Source organism: Bacillus sp. FSL H8-0492 (assembly GCF_038006145.1).
Taxonomy (GTDB): domain Bacteria; phylum Bacillota; class Bacilli; order Bacillales; family Bacillaceae_G; genus Bacillus_A; species Bacillus_A mycoides.
This window is the reverse complement of sequence record NZ_JBBOUP010000002.1, coordinates 28,375-49,803: the sequence shown is the minus strand read 5'-3', so window position 1 is coordinate 49,803 and position 21,429 is coordinate 28,375. Positions and strand designations below refer to the sequence as shown.

At 39.1% G+C, this 21,429-nt stretch carries 2 protein-coding genes; both read left to right on the top strand.

Annotated features, from left to right (window positions below; translation table 11 throughout):
- Window positions 1-6,471, top strand: a complete 6,471-nt coding sequence (locus tag MHH66_RS27570) for a non-ribosomal peptide synthetase (RefSeq protein WP_078185348.1) — start codon at window positions 1-3, stop codon at window positions 6,469-6,471.
- Window positions 6,468-21,350, top strand: coding sequence for a non-ribosomal peptide synthetase (locus tag MHH66_RS27565; protein WP_078185349.1), 14,883 nt, complete (start codon window positions 6,468-6,470; stop codon window positions 21,348-21,350). Before MHH66_RS27570 ends, MHH66_RS27565 begins: the two co-directional genes overlap by 4 nt.
- Window positions 21,351-21,429: the final 79 nt, after the last annotated feature.

Sequence of the window (21,429 nt, the reverse complement as noted above, 5' to 3'; positions counted from 1 at the left end):
ATGGGAGACGTTATAGATATATATGGATTATCACCTTTGCAAAAAGGAATATTGTTTCATACTTTATACGATCAAGATGATGAACATTCTTTTTCCTACATTGTACAAGTAGGCTTCTTGCTCGGGGGGCAATTGGATGTTGCTACTTTTGAAAAGGCTTGGGAATATGTTATTCATCGACATGAGGTTCTACGTTCAGTATTTGTGTGGGAGGAAGTTGAAAAACCTCTGCAAGCAGTTTATGAACGTCTTCCTTTTACTATTCATCAAGAGGATTGGAGTACCCATTCGCATGAGGAGAAGGAGAAGAAATTACACCAGTTTTTGACTGCAGATCGTAGGAAAGGATTTTTATTGGATGAAGCACCATTGATGAGAGTCACTGCGATTAAAGAAGCAGAAGGGGAGACGAGAATTCTTTGGACACATCATCATATTTTGCTAGATGGTTGGAGTGTTTCATTGGTCTTTAGTGAAGTGATGGAAGTTTATCTCAAGATGATAAAGGGAGAATTGTTGAATCTTCCTAAATCTCTTCCTTATAAAAAATATATCCAGTGGATAAATAAACAAGATCAAAGTCAAGCAGAGGAATTTTGGAAAGAAGAATTAAAAGGGTTCTATGCACCTACGCCATTAGCGATGGAAAGAAAGGATCAAGGGCAGGAGAAGGGCTATGGAGAGTGTGTTTATCAGGTATCTGAGGAATTCACTGAGAATTTACAAGAGTGGGTACGAAATAGTCGATTAACATTGAATACATTAGTCCAAGGAGCATGGGCCTATTTGATGGGTAGGTATAGCGGTGAAAGTGACATCGTATTTGGCATAACTAGCTCTGGACGTCCTACTGATTTGATAGGAGCAGAGAATATGGTGGGGCTATTTATTAACACATTACCTACCAGAATTCGATTAACGGATAATACATCAGTAGTAGATTGGCTTCGTAAAATACAAATGAAAGAAATGGAACGAAGACAGTATGAGTATAATTCGTTGATAGATATTCAAGGCTGGAGTGAGGTTCCGCGAAATAGCTCCTTATTTCATACCTTGTATGTGTTTGAAAATTATCCAATTCAAGGTGAGAGAAAGGATGATTTAAGATTACTAGATGTTAAAAGCACGGAACAAACAAATTATCCTTTAACACTCATTGTAATGCCCGGTAAGAAAATTACTTTAAAGTTGATGTATGATCGAAGCTATTTTAATGAAGAAACAATAAATCGGATTCAGAATCACTTATTGCAAATATTAATTCAGATGACGAAAAGCCTAGATTCAAAACTATTTGAAATTACTCATTTAACAGAAGAAGAACAAATACAGTTACTAGAGGAATGGAATCATACTCAAGTTAATTATTCGGCTGAAGGCATGATTCATACGATGTTTGAGGAGCAAGTTAAAAAAACACCGGAAGCAATCGCGGCTAGTTACGAAAATGAACAAATTACCTATAAAGAGTTGGAGAAGCGTGCAAATCAGCTAGCTCATTATTTACAAAAGCATGGTGTAGGCCCAGAGTCTCTAGTTGGGGTATATATGGAACGTTCATTACAAATGATGATAGTGTTATTAGGTATTCTAAAATCAGGAGCAGCGTATGTTCCACTTGACCCTACTTATCCAGAGAGTCGGCTTCGATATATATTAGAGGATGCTGGAATCGAAGTACTAGTGACAGAAGAGAATTCTAAAAATTTATTTGTATCTGAAAATACAGAAACAATTTGTATGAATAAAGATTACACTGCAATTGAAAAAGAAGAATCAACCCCATGTATAAGTGGTGTAACAGGAGGAAATTTAGCGTATGTTATGTATACTTCAGGATCTACAGGGAATCCAAAGGGAGTAATGATTGAGCATCATTCAGTAATTAATTATCTAGAATGGATGCAACATAAATATCCGCTTTCTGAAAAGGATGTGGTCTTGCAGAAAACGCCATTCTCATTTGATGTCTCTGTTTGGGAATTGTTTTGGGGCATTCACGTTGGTGCAAGTGTATCTTTCCTACCTCCAGGTGGAGAAAAAGATCCTTCTATTATAGCTGAAGTGATTAAACAACATCAGGTTACTATAGTTCAATTTGTACCTTCGATGTTATCTGTTTTCTTAGATCACTTCAATCATATTGAATTGAACATGAATTGTTCGTCCGTACGCCATGTATTTTCTGGTGGAGAAGAACTAAGTTCAGGGTTAGTTAGACGATTTCAACAGAAATGGAATTATAGTGGACAAGTGAAATTAACCAACTTTTATGGACCAACTGAAGCCACTATTTATGTAAATGCATTTGATATTCAGCCTAATCAAGAATTTGTTTCTATTGGGCAGCCAATACAGAACACGCAATTATATGTATTAGACCAAAATCAACGCTTGCAATCAATAGGAACTGAGGGTGAGTTATATATTGGTGGTGCTGGTTTAGCGCGTGGATACTTAAATCGTCAGAATCTTACTGCTGAAAAATTCATTTCGCACCCATTTCGATTGGGGGAACGACTATATCGAACAGGGGATTCAGTAAGATATCTAACTGATGGAAATATAGAATTTATAGGTAGAATGGATCATCAAGTCAAAATGCGTGGTTTTAGGATTGAATTAGGAGAAATTGAAGCAACTTTAGAAAAATGTTCGTTTATTAAAGAGGCTGTCGTATTAGTTAGAGAAGATCGTCCAGGTGATCAACGATTGGTTGCATATGTAATAAGCGATGGAAATACCCAAGAGTGGAGAGAGTATTTACAAAAACAATTACCGAATCATATGATTCCAGCGCACTTTATAGAGTTAGAACACTTCCCGCTTACTCCGAATGGGAAAATTGACCGAAAGGCCTTGCCAGCACCTGATGAGCAAGCTATTGAAGATTTAAATGTGCTACCTCGGACGCCATCGGAAGAGCTTATTGCCTCGGTTTGGAGTCAAGTATTAGGAGCAGAAAATATTGGTATACAGGATTCCCTCTTTGAACGTGGTGGGCACTCACTACTTGCTACTCAAATCGTCTCTCGATTGCAAGAACTGTTCCAAATTAAAATTCCATTACGTGAACTTTTCAAGCACGATACAGTGGAAGCATTGGCGAAACGAGTGGATCAGTTACGAAAAGAAGATAAAAAACGAGAGGTTGCTCCTCTTGTACCTATGAAACGAGAAGAAGTTATCCCACTTTCCTATGCGCAGAAACGTCTATGGTTTATTGATCAATTAATGCCAAATAGTGCTATGTACAATATTCATGCAGCGTGTTGCTTAACAGGTAAATGGTCAATTGAAGCATTGGAGGTCGGATGGAATCAATTGTTGGAGCGTCATGAATCATTAAGGACGACAATTCTAGAACAAGAGGGTGAACCTTTTCAACAGGTTCAATCTCATGTGTTCAGACATATTCCTCAAACGAATCTAACAGATCTTTCTTTGGAAGATAGGGAAAGAGAAATGAAACGCCTTATTCAAAACGAGGCGGAGGAACCATTTCATTTTGGACAAGATCCTCTGATTCGAACACGAATATTGAAAGTGGACAGGGAAGAATGGGTTCTCATTTGTACGATGCATCATATTATTTCAGATGGATGGTCAATGGGAATCTTACTTGAAGAATGGATGGCTTTTTATGAAGGAGCACTAACCGGAAAACCAGTGGAATTGAAGGAGTTATCTATCCAATATGCAGATTTTGTCATGTGGCAGAAGGAATGGCAAAAAGAGGAGAATTTGAATCAGCACCTTCAATATTGGAAGGAAGAATTATCTGGGGAACTACCGGTTTTACAATTACCGATGGATCGTCCTCGACCTGCAGTTCAAACCCATCGTGGTGCAAGTCAGTCTTTAATAGTGGCGAATTCCCTACAGGAAAAGCTCAAAGATTTAAGTTTGCAAGAAGGATGCACTTTATTTATGACATTGATGGCAGCGTATCAAAGCTTCCTTTCTCGTTATACAGGACAGGACGACATTATAGTTGGAAGCCCAATCGCTAATCGAAATGTGAAAGAGATTGAGGGATTAATAGGATTCTTTGCAAATACGTTGGTTTATCGAGCAGATTTCAGTGAAAATCCGACGTTCCAAGAACTTTTGTCGCAGGTACGAAAAAAAGCACTAAAAGCCTACGAGTATCAGGACATTCCATTTGAGAAAGTGGTGGAATCTGTAAAACCGGAACGGAATACAAGTCATTCACCGATATTTCAAACCATGTTTACTTTACAGAATACGAAACAAGCGTTTCCTCAGCTATCTGAAATAAACATGGAACTCATGGAAAGTCATGCTTCTGTTGCGAAATTTGATTTGAGTTTATTTGCTTCTGAGACGGAAGAAGGATTATCGCTAACCTTTGAATACAATACTGATTTGTTTAATGATACAACCATTGAACGCATGGCAAGTCATTTTGAACATTGGTTAAATCAAATTGTCTCTCATCCAAAATATTTATTATCTGAACTGAATATGTTATCGAAAGCAGAATATAAGCAATTACTAGAGGAATGGAATGAATCAGGTGTTGTAGATATACAAGAAAGCACGATTCATACATTGTTTGAAGAACAAGTGAAAAAAACACCAGAAGCAATTGCAGTAGTGTGCGAAGATGAAGAACTAACATATCGAGAGTTGGACGAACGCTCGAATCAGCTGGCACATTATTTACAGAAAAATGGTGTTGCATGCGAATCATTGGTTGGGATTTGCGTTACACGTTCATCCGAGATGATTGTCGGCCTCTTAGGAATTATGAAGGCAGGAGGAGCATATGTCCCAATTGATCCAGCGTATCCGGAAAGTCGACTGCAATACATTTTAGAGGATGCTCAAATAAAGGTACTGGTGACACAGGAAAAGTTACAACAAAAAATGGTTATAACTAAATCCGTTGCCGTGATTTGTATTGATCGTGATCGAGAAGAAATAGAACAAGAAGTAACTACAGTGTGTACCAGTGAAGTGACGGGCGATAATTTAGCCTATATTATCTATACTTCAGGTTCCACTGGAAATCCAAAGGGGGTAATGATTGAGAACAGGAATACAGTAACAATGATTCATTGGGCGCATCACACATATTCCCAAAAGGAATTAGCGGGGGTATTAGCTTCAACTTCGCTATCCTTTGACCTATCCGTTTTTGAAGTGTTTGTTCCCTTAACGATGGGTGGTAAGGTGATTGTCGCTGAAAATGCTCTACATCTAGACAAGTTGTCTACCAAGGGTGTGACTTTGGTCAATACTGTGCCATCGGCAGCGAAGGAACTGGCTCGCGCAAAAACAATTCCTTCTTCGGTAAAGGTGATGAATTTGGCTGGAGAACCATTACCATATTCACTCGTTCAAGATTTATACGAGAGAAGTACGATTGAGAAGGTGTACAACCTATATGGACCGTCCGAAGATACTACGTATTCCACATATATGGAATTAGAAAAGGGTGTCATGTATAGGGTACCACCAATTGGTAAACCAGTCTTCAATGCAGAAGTATATGTACTGAGTGCTGAACAAAAAATGGTTCCAATTGGTGTAGTTGGTGAGCTTTACATTGGTGGATCAGGATTAGCACGTGGATACTTAAACCGTCCTGACTTAACGCAAGATTGTTTTATACCGCATCCGTTTAAAGAAGGAGAGCGAGTATACCGGACTGGAGACCTAGTAAGGTATCTGCCAGATGGAAATTTGGAGTATCTTGGCCGAATCGATCATCAGGTGAAAATTCGTGGGTTCCGGATTGAACTAGGAGAAATTGAAGCGACATTGCAAAAGCATACATTAGTTAACGAAGTTCTTGTGATGGTGCGGGAAGATTATCTTGGTGATCCACGTTTGATTGCCTATGTTGTGGGAGATGGGGATGCTCATAAGTGGCGTGATTATCTCAAGGACCAGCTACCAAATTACATGATTCCAGCCTATTTTGTCGGATTGAATGCATTTCCACTCACTCCAAATGGAAAGATTGATAGGAAGGCCTTACCAGTACCAGAGAGACAGGAGATAGTGAGGGGGTATATTGCTCCCCGTACACCTACGGAAAAAACAATCGTTTCAATATGGCATCAAGTTTTAGGTGTAGAAAATATTGGAGTGCAGGATTCGTTTTTTGAAATAGGTGGGCATTCATTACTTGCTACACAAGCTGTTTCCAATCTTAAAGAGGCTTTTGGAATCGAGTTACCATTGCATGATCTATTTACGTTTCATACGGTGCAACAATTGGCAAAACAGATTGATCAATTGTTCTATAACAAAAATCAAGAAATACAGAATGATAGTAAGGAGAATGTAAGTCTTCAAGACTATATTCAAAAAGAAGCAGAAGTGAGTAATGATGAAGAATTACTTGAACTACTTAAGCAATTAGAAGAGCTATCAGAGGAAGAAGCACAAGGAATATTCGAGAGTAATTTAGTTGAGGAAGGGGTAAAAAAATGAGAAGTGATTTACATGCAAAGCTGAGTTCACTTTCTCCTGAGAAAAGAGCTTGGCTTCAGAAGCAAATGCAAAAAAAGGAGAATAAAGAAGCACTTCCGTTGTCTTATGCACAACAACGTTTGTGGTTTATGGACAGATTTAACCCAAACAGTTCTTTATATAATATTCCAACGGTATGGCATCTAAAAGGAAATTGGATTCCTGAAGCATTAGAAAAGGGATTCAATCGACTCATTGAACGTCATGAATCATTACGAACCGTTTTTAAAGAAGTAGGAGAACAACCTGTACAACAAATTGTCGAATTCCTTCCTAGAGCATTACCTGTAAGGGATTACTCGCAACTTCCTCTAGAAGTAAAAGAAAAAGAGGTAGATAGTTTAATTGCTAGAGAAGCGCAAGAACCATTTGATTTAATGAATGGCCCTTTAATTCGTAATCAGCTTGTTCAATTAGGAAAGGATGAATGGTTATTACTATGTACGATGCATCATATTATTTCTGATGCTTGGTCCATCGGTATACTCATGAATGAATTACTTACTTTCTATGAAGAAGAAACGGGCGGGAATCCTGCTAAATTAAGTTCACTATCCATTCAATATGCAGACTTTGCGAAGTGGCAAAAGGAGTGGTTGCAAGGTGATGTGTTAAATCGTCAACTTACGTATTGGGAGGAAGAATTGTCTGGGGAGCTTCCTATATTACAACTGCCAGTGGACCGACCTCGACCGGTTACGCAAACTTACGCTGGGGATACGCATCACGTGATTTTTCCTTATAGATTACTCAACCAATTAAAGGATATAAGTCGACAAGAAGGATCTACCTTATTTATGACTTTAATGGCTGCATACCAGAGCTTTCTTGCTCGTTATACGGGGCAAAAAGATATTCTAGTCGGAAGTCCGATTGCAAATCGGAATCATAAGGGAGTAGAAGGATTAATCGGTTTCTTTGTTAATACGTTGGTTTACCGATCAGATTTGAGTGGCACCCCTACTTTTCGGGAGATTTTGAACCAAACAAAGAAAAAGGCGTTAAAAGCTTACGAATATCAAGATATACCATTTGAAAAAGTGGTAGAAGCTGTACAACCTGAAAGAAGTATGAGTCATTCTCCTATCTTTCAGACCATGTTTACACTACAGAATATAAAACAAGAACGACTAGATTTGTCTGGTAGAAGTATCGAAATGGTAGAAAGTAATATGTCTATTGTAAAATTTGATCTGAGTTTAACTGCCTACGAAGTGGAAGAAGGCCTATTTGTCTCATTTGAATACAACACGGATTTATTTGATAGTAGTACCGTTGAACGTATGGCAGGCCATTTTGAGAACTGGTTAAATGAAATCGCGTATCATCCAGATGAATCATATACAAAGCTGTCAATGTTATCGGACACAGAGCAGAAACAACTCCTAGAAGAATGGAATGATACTGACGTAGTTTATGGTCATGAGTGTATGATTCATGAGCTATTTGAGCAGCAAGTTGCACGTACACCTGATGCAGTGGCGGTAGTTTATGAGGGTGGAAAGCTAACGTATCAAGAACTCAATGAAAAATCGAATCAATTGGCACATTATCTACAAAAACGAGGTATAGGACCTGAATCATTGGTCGGTATATGTGTTGAACGTTCTCCTGAAATGATTATTGGTCTCTTTGGGATTTTGAAAGCAGGTGGGGCTTATGTCCCACTGGACCCAAGTTATCCCGAAAACCGCCTGAGATACATTTTAGAGAATTCACAAATTCAAGTGCTGTTAACAAAAGAGGCACTACAGGACTGGTTACCTAAAGATATTCAAGCAATTTGTTTAGACCGGGATCAAGTAATGATTTCTAAAGAGAGTAATTTGGCTCCGGTGAGTGGAGTAACAGCAAATAACTTAGCCTATATCATATACACTTCGGGTTCGACGGGAAATCCGAAGGGAGTAATGATTGAACATCATTCGGTTATCAACCGCCTACAGTGGATGCAGAAAAAGTATCCATTATCTGAGGAGGATACAATCCTACAAAAGACACCGTTTTCATTTGATGTTTCTGTCTGGGAATTATTTTGGTGGTCATTTGTAGGAGCGCGTGTTTGTTTGCTTCAGCCAGGAGGAGAGAAAGATCCTGCGGTGATTGAGGAGTATATCGAACGATATCGTGTGACCACCATGCACTTTGTTCCGTCGATGTTATCTACTTTCTTGGATTATATGGAACAATATAATTCGAAAAGGGATGTATCGTCTTTAAATCAGGTTTTTACTAGTGGAGAAGCATTAAATACTGAACAGGTTCGCCGGTTTAAGGGGGCATTTTACGATGTTCAGCAAACAAAGTTAATTAACTTGTATGGCCCTACCGAAGCAACTGTGGATGTGACTTATTATGATTGTGATTTAGAAAAAGAACCTATGCTTATTCCAATTGGTCGTCCAATTGATAATACAGAGTTGTATGTGTTGGATCAATATCAACAGTTGTTACCGATTGGTGTGGCGGGGGAACTTTACCTTGGAGGAGTAGGCTTGGCACGTGGCTACTTCAATCGACCAGAGTTAACTACTGAACGTTTTATTCCGCATCCCTTTAAGGAAGGGGAACGATTATATCGAACGGGTGACCTGGTGAGATATATGAATGATCGTAACTTGGAGTATATTGGAAGAATAGATAACCAAGTCAAAATCAGAGGATTCCGAATTGAACTGGGAGAAATCGAAGCAGCTTTACATGATCACTCATCTGTAAAAGAGGCTGTCGTGTTGGTGAAGGAAGATCGACCAGGAGATAAGCAGTTAGTAGCTTATGTAGTGGGTGAAGGGGATACTGGAGAGTGGCGTGAATATCTGAAGAAGCAATTGCCAAATTATATGGTTCCGGCATACTTTTTCCAAGTTGAATCGATGCCACTCACTTCAAATGGTAAGGTGGATCGGAAAGCTTTACTGGAATTGGAGGCACAGTTCATAAGTGAAGATATTACTTCATCAAGAACACCAGTGGAGGAGCTCATCGTTTCTGTATGGAGTCAAGTATTAGGTATAAGAAATATTAGTGTTCAGGATTCTTTTTTTGAAATCGGTGGTCACTCGCTACTAGCTACTCAAGTAGTGTCACGCTTACAAGAAATCTTTCAAATCGAATTACCGGTACGCGAACTATTTGAGTATGCAACGGTGGAGTCACTGGCAAAGCGATTAGATCAGTTACGTAAAGGAGATAGAAAACGAGATATTCCGCCACTAATGCCGATGGAACGAGGGGAAACTATTCCACTATCTTATGCCCAACAGCGCTTATGGTTTATCGATCAATTTACACCTAATAGTGCACTTTACAATATGCCAATAGTATGCCGCCTTACAGGGAGTTGGCTACCTGAGGCATTGGAAACGGGATGGAATCAGCTAATAGAGCGTCATGAATCATTGCGGACGGTCTTTCATGAAGTGAACGGTCAACCCGTACAGCAAATTGAACCGTATGCTTTTCGATTAATTCCGAAAACGGATTTAACTATGCTTTCTCCAGAAGACCGAGAAGAAGAAGTTAAACGTTTGATTCAACAAGAAACAGAAATGCCATTTGATTTAGGCGAGGGTCCACTGATCAGGACAAGTATTTTGCAAGTGGGAGAGGAAGAATGGATTCTCCTTTGTACTCTACATCATATCATTTCAGATGGATGGTCAATGGGAGTCCTACTTGAAGAATGGATGGCATTCTATGAGAAAACTACGGATGGAAAGGTAGCAGAACTTGAACCATTACCGGTTCAATATGCCGACTTCGCTCAGTGGCAAAAAGGATGGCTGAAGGCGGAAGTGCTTGATCAACAACTCCAATATTGGAGGGAAGAATTGTCTGGGGAGCTTCCTGTACTCCAACTTCCTATGGATCGCCCGCGTCCCGCAATACAAACTCATCACGGGTCGACATACACCCAGGTTCTGCCAAGCACGCTACATGACAAATTAAATGAATTTAGTCGTCAAGAAGGGGCTACACTCTTCATGACCCTGTTAGCTGCATATCAAAGTTTTCTATCCCGCTATACGGGACAAGAAGATATTCTGGTCGGAAGTCCAATTGCTAATCGAAATTATAGAGAAATTGAAGGACTTATTGGTTTCTTCGTCAACACCTTGGTATATCGGGCTAATCTAAGTGGTAGACCGACATTTCAGGATGTTCTGTCTCAGGTTCGTCAAAAAGCATTGAAGGCGTATGAGTATCAAGATATCCCTTTTGAAAAAATTGTGGAAGTTGTACAACCAGAGCGGAGTACAAGTCAGTCGCCAATCTTCCAGACTATGTTCATCTTGCAAAATATGAAACAAGAGTTCCCGGTGTTATCTGGTAGAAGTATTGAAATGATAGAAAGCCATAGTCCAATCGCAAAGTTTGATTTAAGCGTAATGGTAGCTGAGACGGAAGAGGGATTACTTTTTACTTTTGAATACAATAAGGATTTATTCAATGCCACAACTATTGAACGGATGGCAGGGCACTTTGAGAAATGGCTACACGAAGTTTCCCATTACCCGCAAAATCCGTTGCATAGTCTGAGCATGCTATCAGAACCCGAGCGTACTTTGTTATTAGAAGCATGGAATGACACTGTAATGGAAATGTCTCATCAGGGTCTTGTTTGCGACAGATTTGAGGAGCAAGTAGCAAGGCGTCCTGATGCGATTGCGGTAGTTGATCAAACAAAACAGTGGACTTATGGTGAACTGGATACACAAGCAAATCAGTTGGCAAATGTTTTACAGCGAAAGGGAGTAGCCCCAGAGTCAGTGGTAGGAGTTTATCTTCCGAGGTCAGCTGAGCTGATGGCAAGTTTACTAGGCATTTTAAAAGCTGGTGGAGCTTATGTCGTTTTAGATCCGTTGTATCCAAAATCAAGGTTAGAATACATGATTGAAGATGCAGGAATTCAATTTGTAGTGACGGCGGAAGGACAAGAAGGACATTTCGCACACGTCGAAATGGTGAGGTTAGAAGAATTAACGGTGGAAAGCGTAATCGCACCTACACGTCAAATAAATCCAGAGAACTTAGCCTATATTGTCTATACCTCTGGTTCTACAGGAAAACCGAAGGGTGTCATGGTTGAATATCGCTCATTAATGAATATGGTTTCTTGGCATCAGGAAGTTTATCATATTTCAGCAGAGGATCGTGCGACTCAGATTGCAGGGGTTGCTTTTGATTCGGCTGTCCAGGAGATTTGGCCGTATCTAACTGCTGGCGCAACACTCTACTTGTCAACAGAGGAACTGAGAATTAATCCAGAAGCACTAAGGGACTGGCTCATTGATTCACGAATAACAGCTAGCTTTGCACCTACGCCTATTCTGGAAAGGCTCTTGAAATTATCTTGGCCAGATAAAACGGATCTTCGTTTTATCATTACTGGTGGGGATCAATTAACGCAGTACCCATCTAACGATATTCCTTTTGCGGTAATTAATCAGTATGGTCCATCGGAAAATACCGTTGTTACCACAGATTGTTATGTACCTGTAGGAGTGACAACAGGTACGCCATCGATTGGTCGACCGATTGCGAATACAGAAGTTTATGTGATAGATTCTCATCTTCAGCTAGTACCAATTGGTGTAATTGGAGATCTCTATATTGGAGGGAAGAGTCTTGCACGTGGATATGCTAATCGTCCGGATCTTACAAAGGAAAAATTTATTCCACATCCTTTCAAGTCAGGAGAACGTCTCTATTATACAGGAGACAAAGCAAGTTATCTTTCTGATGGTAATCTCCAGTTCCATGGACGTATAGATGACCAAGTGAAAATTCGTGGTTTCCGGATTGAATTGGGAGAAATAGAAGCTGTTTTGCAGGCACATTCTTCTGTGAAAGAAGCAGTTGTATTGGTACGAGGGGATAATCAAGGTGACAAGAGATTAGTAGCTTATGTAGTTGGTGAAGGAAGTGTACATGAATGGCGAGAACATCTACAAACACATTTACCAAATTACATGGTTCCAACAAACTTTATTGAGATGGAATTTTTACCACTTACACCGAATGGAAAACTTGATTTGAAGGCATTGCCTATACTTAGTGAACAATCCGCCGAAAATACTGTATACCCACGAACTCCGCTGGAAGAACTTATCGCTTCAGTGTGGAGTCAAGTGCTAGGAATAAAAGAAATTGGTGTTCAGGATTCTTTCTTTGAGCTTGGTGGTCACTCTCTACTTGCTACACAAGTGGTCTCACGCTTACAGGAAGTCTTTCAAATCAAATTACCGGTACGTGAACTGTTCGAATATTCAACGGTCGAGGCATTATCGAAACGAATAGATCAGTTACGTAAGGGGAGTGAAAAACGAGAAATTCCACCATTGGTGCCGATGGAACGCGGAAATAATATTCCACTATCTTATGCCCAACAGCGCTTATGGTTTATTGATCAATTTGCACCTAATAGTGCACTTTATAATATGCCAATGGCATGCCGCCTTACAGGGAATTGGTTACCTGAGGGATTGGAGTTGGGATGGAATCAGTTGATAGAGCGTCATGAATCTTTGCGGACTGTATTTTATGAAGAGGATGGCCATCCTGTGCAGCAGATTCAACCGTACGTTTTCCGTCCGCTTCTCCAAATGGACTTAACTAAGCTTTCATTAGAGGAGCGAGAAAGAAAGTTGGAGCAATGGATTCAAACTGAAGTCGAATCTCCATTTGATTTAGAACAAGGGCCATTGTTCCGTGGGAAACTCATAAGAATTTCAGAAGAAGAATGGGTTCTTCTGTGTAATATGCATCATATTATCTCAGATGGATGGTCGATGGAAATCTTACTTCAAGAATGGATGGCATTTTATGAGAATGCGATTGGTGAAAAACAAGCAGATCTGGAACCACTACCAGTTCAATATGCCGATTTTGCTCAGTGGCAAAGAGAATGGTTGAAAGATGAAGTACTATATCAACAACTTGCATATTGGAAGGAAGAATTATCTGGTGAGTTACCAGTCTTAATGTTGCCAGTGGATCGTCCGCGTCCGCCAGTGCAAACCCACCATGGATTAACTCATAATGTTTTGTTATCGCGCCCATTACTGGATAAATTAAACGAACTAAGTCGTCAAGAAGGGGCCACACTTTTCATGACCTTATTGGCATCGTATCAAAGTTTCCTTGCTCGTTATACGGGACAAACGGATATTATTGTTGGCAGCCCAATTGCAAATCGAAATTATCGAGAAATTGAAGGACTGATTGGTTTCTTTGTCAATACATTGGTTTATCGAGCTGATTTAAGTAATGCACCGGCATTTCAAGAGTTGTTGTCTCAAGTGCGGATAAAAGCATTGAAGGCATATGAGTATCAAGATGTTCCGTTTGAGAAAATTGTAGAGGTTATCCAACCTGAACGAAATACAAGCCATTCTCCGATTTTCCAAACCATATTTACTTTGCAAAATACGGGACAGAAGCTACCAGAACTACATGGAAGAAATATAGAAGTAATGGAAAGTAATGCTCCAATCGCTAAGTTTGATTTAAGTTTAACAGCTGCAGAAGTGGAAGAGGGTTTATTACTTACTTTTGTTTATAGAACTGATTTATTTGACAGCTTAACTATTGAATCCATGGCTGAACATTTTGGGAACTGGTTGAATGTAATCGTGGAGAATCCTGATAAATCATTAGCTAAGTTGCCTATATTATCAGGATTACAGCAAAAACAGTTGGAAGAGTGGAATAATAATGCTGTAGCATATCTACGGGAAAGTACGATTCATCAGCTGTTTGAAGAGCAAGTAAATCGTACACCTGATGCGGTAGCAGTGGTAGATGAAAAACAGCAGTTAACATATCGAGAGCTGAATGAAAAAGCTAATCAATTGGCCCACTATCTTCAGCAATGTGGGATTGGGACTGAATCATTAGTTGGACTTTACTTTGAGCGTTCAGTTGAGATGATTGTTGGTATTATGGGGATCTGGAAGGCTGGAGCAGCATATGTTCCATTGGACCCATCATATCCAGAAAGTCGCATACGATATATTTTGGAGGACACTGAAATTCAAGTATTAGTTACGAATGAGTCATTAGGAGGTTGGATACCCAAAGAAGTCAAGGCAGTTTGTCTAGATAGGGATCAGGCAATGATTTCAAAAGAAAGCATTCTTTCACCAAAATGTGAAGTAACAGGAGAAAACCTAGCGTATGTTATCTATACTTCTGGATCGACGGGGAATCCAAAGGGTGTCTTGATACAGCATCATTCTGTAATAAACTTGTCGCATGGTTTACAAAAAGAGGTTTTCGAACATAAGATACCATCTAACATGCATGTCGGTTTAAATGCGTCAATTGCCTTTGATGCATCTATTCAGCAATTACAAATGCTGTTGTATGGTTCAAGTTTGTATATTATTCCGAATGAAGTACGAAGTGATCCGGAACAGTTTGTAGCTTATATTAGGGAGAACAAGTTAGCAATCTTTGATATAACACCTTCAATGCTTCAATTACTTATAGATGCCGGACTGTTAGAAACGTACGATGGTGTTCATGTTCCAAGTAAGGTATTGGTTGGCGGCGAAGCGATTATGCCGTCATTATGGGAACAGCTAGTAGAGACTGTTAAAATTGAGTTTTATAATGTATATGGTCCTACAGAATGTACGGTTGATGCAACATGCTATCATATCAAAAAAGATAGTGAAAGAGTAACGATTGGGCGTCCGTTGCCTAACGTTCAAACTTATGTATTGGATAGAAATGGGTTGCCAGTTCCAGTTGGTGTGATGGGTGAACTTTATATCGGAGGAGCGGGTCTAGCGAGGGGATACTTAAATCGTCCAGAGTTAACATCCGAACGATTTATTTCTCATCCATTCAAAGAAGGCGAGAGATTATATAGAACAGGCGATCTTGTGAGATATCTTTCTGATGGTAATATAGACTATTTAGGAAGAATGGATAATCAAGTGAAGATTAGAGGATTTCGAATCGAACTTGGGGAGATTGAGTCGACTTTACAGGAGCATGACTTGATAAAAGAGGCAGTTGTAATAGTTAGGGAAAATCAGTCGGGAGATAAGAGGTTAGTAGCTTATATAGTGGGCGAAGGCAGTTTAGAAGAATGGCGTGAGTATCTTAAAATAAAACTACCAATCCATATGATACCTTCCTACTTTGTCGAAATGAAAGAATTACCGCTAACCATAAATGGAAAGGTTGATCGGAAATCGTTACCTATACCAGATTATCAAGGAACACAAGAAGGGTACGCGGCCCCAAGAAATGAACGTGAACATAAGCTTTCTATCATTTGGGAAAGTGTGCTAGGTTCAAAACGTATTGGTATTTATGATAACTTTTTTGAAATTGGTGGAGATTCAATTCTTAGCATTCAGATTGTCTCTCGTGCGAAGCAAGCTGGTTTACAGTTGACACCAAAACAACTATTTGAACACCAAACGATTGCTGAGTTGGCGCTAGTAGTCAAAGAAGAACAAGGTGTACAAGCTGAACAAGGAATTATAACTGGAGAGACGATACTTACACCTATTCAGCAAAGGTTTTTTGCACAAAATCATCCTAACCCACATCATTGGAATCAATCCATGTTCTTTAGAACGAAAGAAAAATTGGACATAGGATCACTGGAAAAGGCAGCGCGTAACCTTCTACTTCATCATGATGCCCTGCGTTTAAGATATGAACGTTTACCTAATGGGGCTTGGAAACAGTGGAATGAAGGAATTGAAGAACAATTGATGCTGACTGTCATTTCATTAGAAGAAGTGCCGGAAGCGGATTGGCATGAAGTTATTCAAAAAGAGATTAATGTTGCACAAGAAAGATTGAATTTACATGATGGTCCGTTAATGAGAATGGTGTATTTTGATGAAGGTGAGAAGACTGGCCGATTATTTTGGACAATTCATCACTTAGCCGTGGATGGTGTTTCTTGGCGGATTTTATTGGAAGATTTGCAAACAGCATATACGCAAGCAGTCCAAGGGCAAAAAATTCAATTACCTATGAAGAGTACATCTTTTAAAGAATGGTCGGAGAAATTACAACATTACGCTGAAACTGGAATATCAAAAGAAGTGCTACATTACTGGGAGCAGCAGGGTGAACAAGACGTAGTTATACTGCCAGTAGATGGTATTATAAGTAATCCAGTAAGCGCAGTAACTGAGGAAATTACTGTGGTGTTAAATGAGAATGAGACCCGTATGTTATTGCAAGAGACTTTAAGCACTCACCGTGTCCAAATCAATGAAGTATTATTAGCGGCATTGGTACAAGCTACAGCAGCATGTACGGGGCAGCTGATATTAAGCGTAGATTTAGAGGGACATGGTCGAGAAGAGATTATTGAAGATGTTGATTTATCGAGAACCGTGGGATGGTTTACAAGTATTTACCCAGTTCATTTAAATATTACTAGTGCTAATACGCCAATTGCAGCATTAAAAGCAGTTAAAGAACAAGTTCGCAAAATTCCTAATAAGGGTGTTGATTATGGAGTGTTGCGTTACATGAACGCAACAATGTGTGAGCAATTGAGCTCTCAACATACACCGTCTATTAGTTTTAACTATCTTGGACAATTTGATCAAATGTTTTCTAGCGATGCAATGTTTATGCCGGAGAACGAATTTAAGCGTTTAGATCATGCTGCCGGTTCCAAGCGATCGCATGTAATTGATGTAATTGGGGTTGTAACGAATGGAAAACTTCAGTTCACTTGGGTATACAATGTTGAACAATTCGCCAAATCAAAGATTCAAAGTATGGCACAGAATATGCTATATCAACTGAGCAGATTGATTCAACCTTCAGATAGAGAATCTGCACTGACCATTTCGGATTTTGCAATGGCTAATCTTAACCAAGTAGGTTTGACAAATGTACTAAACAAAATGAATCGTGGAAAGAACAATCAGATTACTGATTTATATCCACTATCACCTTTGCAAGAAGGTATGATTTTCCACACATTGCATGACCAAGGGAATGAACATGTTGCACCGTATATAGTGCAATTAAGTTTTATGATTAAAGGAAAAATGGATATTCCTACTTTTGAGCAGGCATGGAAATCTGTAATTCAGCGGCATGAAATTTTTCGTACAGCATTTGTTTGGGACGAAATTGAAGAACCATTACAAGTGGTGTATGAAAATATCCCATTTAAAGTGAACAAAGAAGACTGGCGTACAATGACAACTAAAGAGATAGAGGAAAAAAGAAAAGTCTTTTTGGCATTAGATCGAAAACAAGCCTTCCAATTTGATGAAGCGTCATTGATGCGGGTAACGGTCATTCAAGAAGGTGAGGAAGAATATCGGATTGTTTGGACACATCACCATATTTTACTGGATGGATGGAGTTTACCATTGGTCTTTAATGAATTACTTACAGTCTATCAGAAGAGAATGAATGGAAAAGCTGTAAAGTTACCTAAACCCTCACCATATAAGAAATATATCCAATGGCTCAGGGAACAAGATAAGGAGCAGGCGGAACAATTCTGGAGAGAAAAGCTTAAAGGTTTTACTGCACCAACTTTGCTGGGCTTAGAAAGTAAAGAGGAAGAAAAAGGTTATACAGAAAAGGTTACCTATTTATCAGAAGAGCAGACTCAAGCGTTACAAGGATGGGCGAAACGAAATAAACTTACTTTGAGTACAGTAATTCAAGGTGCATGGGCATATCTCATGAGCCGATATAGTGGAGAAAATGACATTGTCTTTGGTGTAACAAGCTCAGGGCGTCCTACGGAGATTATTGATGTTGAAAACATCGTAGGTCCTTTCATTACAACGTCACCGACGCGAATTCAATTGATGGATGATATAAAAGTAATAGATTGGTTGCAGAAGATACAAGAGGAAGAGATAGAAAGAAGACAATATGAGTATGCTTCTTTGACAGAGATTCAGGGGTGGAGTGAGGTTCCTAGAGGTGCACCGCTGTTCAATTGTTTATATGTGTTTGAAAATTATCCAGTGAAAGAAGGATCTTCAGGAAATTTGGAAATTGGTGAATTGAAAGGGGTAGAACAAACCCACTACCCACTAGGATTGGCTATAGTTCCAGGAATCCAGTTATCGTTAAAGTTAATGTATGACCGTAGTAAGTTTAATAGAGTAACCATTGAACGAACGTTGGGTCATTTACACAAAGTGTTAATGCAAATGCTCAAAAACATTGATCAAAATCTATCGGAACTAGTATATATTACGGAGGCTGAACAAAGAAGGCTATTGGAAGAATGGAATAATAATGCTATATCCTATCCACGTGAGCATGTAATTCATCAACTATTCGAAGAGCAAGTAAATCGTACACCTGACGCGGTGGCATTGGTAGATGATAAACAGCAACTAACGTATCGAGAGATGAATGAAAGAGCTAATCAATTAGCCCATCATTTACAGAAATGTGGAATTGGGACAGAGTCATTAGTTGGCCTCTGCTTTGATCGATCAGTTGAGATGGTTGTTGGTCTCATGGGAATTTGGAAGGCTGGAGCAGCCTATGTTCCATTGGATCCATCTAATCCGGAAAGCCGCCTGCAATATATTTTAGAAGACACGGGAATTAAAGTGTTAGTTACAAATGAGGTATTACTAGGATGGATACCTAAAGACATCAAGACAGTTTGCCTAGATAGGGACCAAGCAATGCTTTCTCAAGAAAGCAAACTTTCACCAATATGTGAGGTAACAGGGGAAAACTTAGCGTATGTTATCTATACTTCTGGTTCGACAGGGAATCCAAAGGGGGCTTTAGTACAGCACCATTCTGTAATAAACCTATCCTATGGTTTACAAAAAGAAGTTTTCTCACATGAGATACCTAGTAATATGCGCGTCGGTTTGAATGCGTCAATTGCCTTTGATGTATCTATTCAGCAATTACAAATGTTGCTTTATGGTTCAAGTTTATATATTATCCCAAGTGAAGTTCGCACTAATCCGGAACAATTTGTGTCCTATATTAGGGAGAATAAATTGGAAATGTTTGATATGACACCTTCATTACTTCAATTACTTATAGATGGGGGATTGCTAGAAATAAGTGCTGATGTTCATGTACCAAGTAAGATATTAGTCGGTGGTGAAGCAATCATGCCGTCATTATGGGAACAGCTAGTAGAGACCGAAAAAATTGATTTTTATAACGTATACGGTCCTACAGAATGTACGGTTGATGCAACGTGTTATCATATTCAAACAGATAGTAAGAAAGTTACAATTGGACGTCCGTTGCCGAACGTTCAAACTTATGTATTGGATAAAAATTTGTTACCTGTTCCAGTTGGTGTAACAGGTGAGCTATATATCGGTGGTGCAGGTATAGCGAGAGGATACTTGAATCGTCCAGAATTAACAGCAGAGCGATTTATCCGTCATCCATTTAATGAAGAAGAGCGTTTATATCGTACGGGAGATTTGGTTCGTTATTTACCTGATGGTAATTTAGATTACTTGAGAAGAATTGATAATCAAGTGAAAATTAGGGGCTTTCGTATTGAACTTGAAGAGATTGAAGCGAATCTAGAGAGGCATCCATTGGTAAAAGAAGCAGTAGTTTTGGTAACAGAGGATAAATTAGGAGAGCAGAGATTGGTTGCTTATGTAGTTGGAGATGGAAGTATGTATGATTGGCGTGAATATCTCAAGAGACAAGTACCGAATTATATGGTTCCTGCACACTTTATTAAGATAGACGAGATTCCTCTTACAACGAATGGAAAAGTTGATCGAAAGGCATTGAACAATTTAACTATTCAAAAAGAAAATAACTTCTCTACACCAATCATTCCAAGGGATGAAATTGAATATCAGTTGATTAAAATCTGGAAGGATTTGTTACAGATAGAAGATGTCTATGTAAATGATGATTTCTTTAATAGAGGGGGACACTCTCTCCTTGTAATTAAATTAGTTTCAAAAATTAGGGAGAAGTTTGGAAAAGAGATTAAGGTGTCTACATTGGTTAAGAATCCAACAGTGGAAGGAATCGCATGCCTTATTCGTGATAAGCATGATATGACGAAATCAGTATCAGCGCTGGTTCCACTGCAAGAATCAGAAAAAAGATCTTTCTTCTGCGTTCATCCGTTTATGGGGAATGTATTCTGTTACATTCAACTAGCAAGATTGCTTAAGAACCACTGTTCATTTTATGGTTTACAGAATCCTCTCATAGAAAAGAGAGAAATTGATGATTTGACCTTGCCGGAAGTAATTCAACTTTACATTGAAGAAATAAAACGTGTTCAGCCAGAAGGCCCATATCGTCTTGGAGGATGGTCTTTAGGCGGTGCAATTGCTTATAAAATTGCAACTGTATTAAGGAATCAAGGAGAGGAAGTTGAGTTTTTGGTACTAATGGATACTAAAGTACCTTCAGAGCAAGATCGTAAAACAAGGGAGGATATGCTTTCATATATATCTGAACATTTCATTCCTAGAGATCTTACTGAGCAGGAAGAAGGCCTCGTCCATAAGCAAGATATGCTTGTGGAGCGATTAATTATGGAAGGAGTACTCCCGCCTGATGCAAATCTTATGAATTTGAAGCAAGTTATCAATGCTCATAGGAAATGCCTGAACTTAATGGCAGAGAATGATTTGATACCATACTTTGGAGAAGTTATCTACTTTAGTGCTGAGGAAGGAAAAGAGTTGTTTACAAATTGGGGACCTTTATTAAAAGGAAGAGTAAATAAGTATTCTGTCCCTGGATCACATGAGGAAATAGTAGACTTCCCCGCAGTTGAAAAGATAGCTAAGTACCTATTAAATGAATTTGAAGGGATAAAAGAAACATCCCTTTCATTTACTGAAAAGTAGAGAGTGCAAAAGATGCAACACTATGAACGGAAAGGGTAGACCACTACTTGCATATCAAGTGTAGGGAATAATGAATATA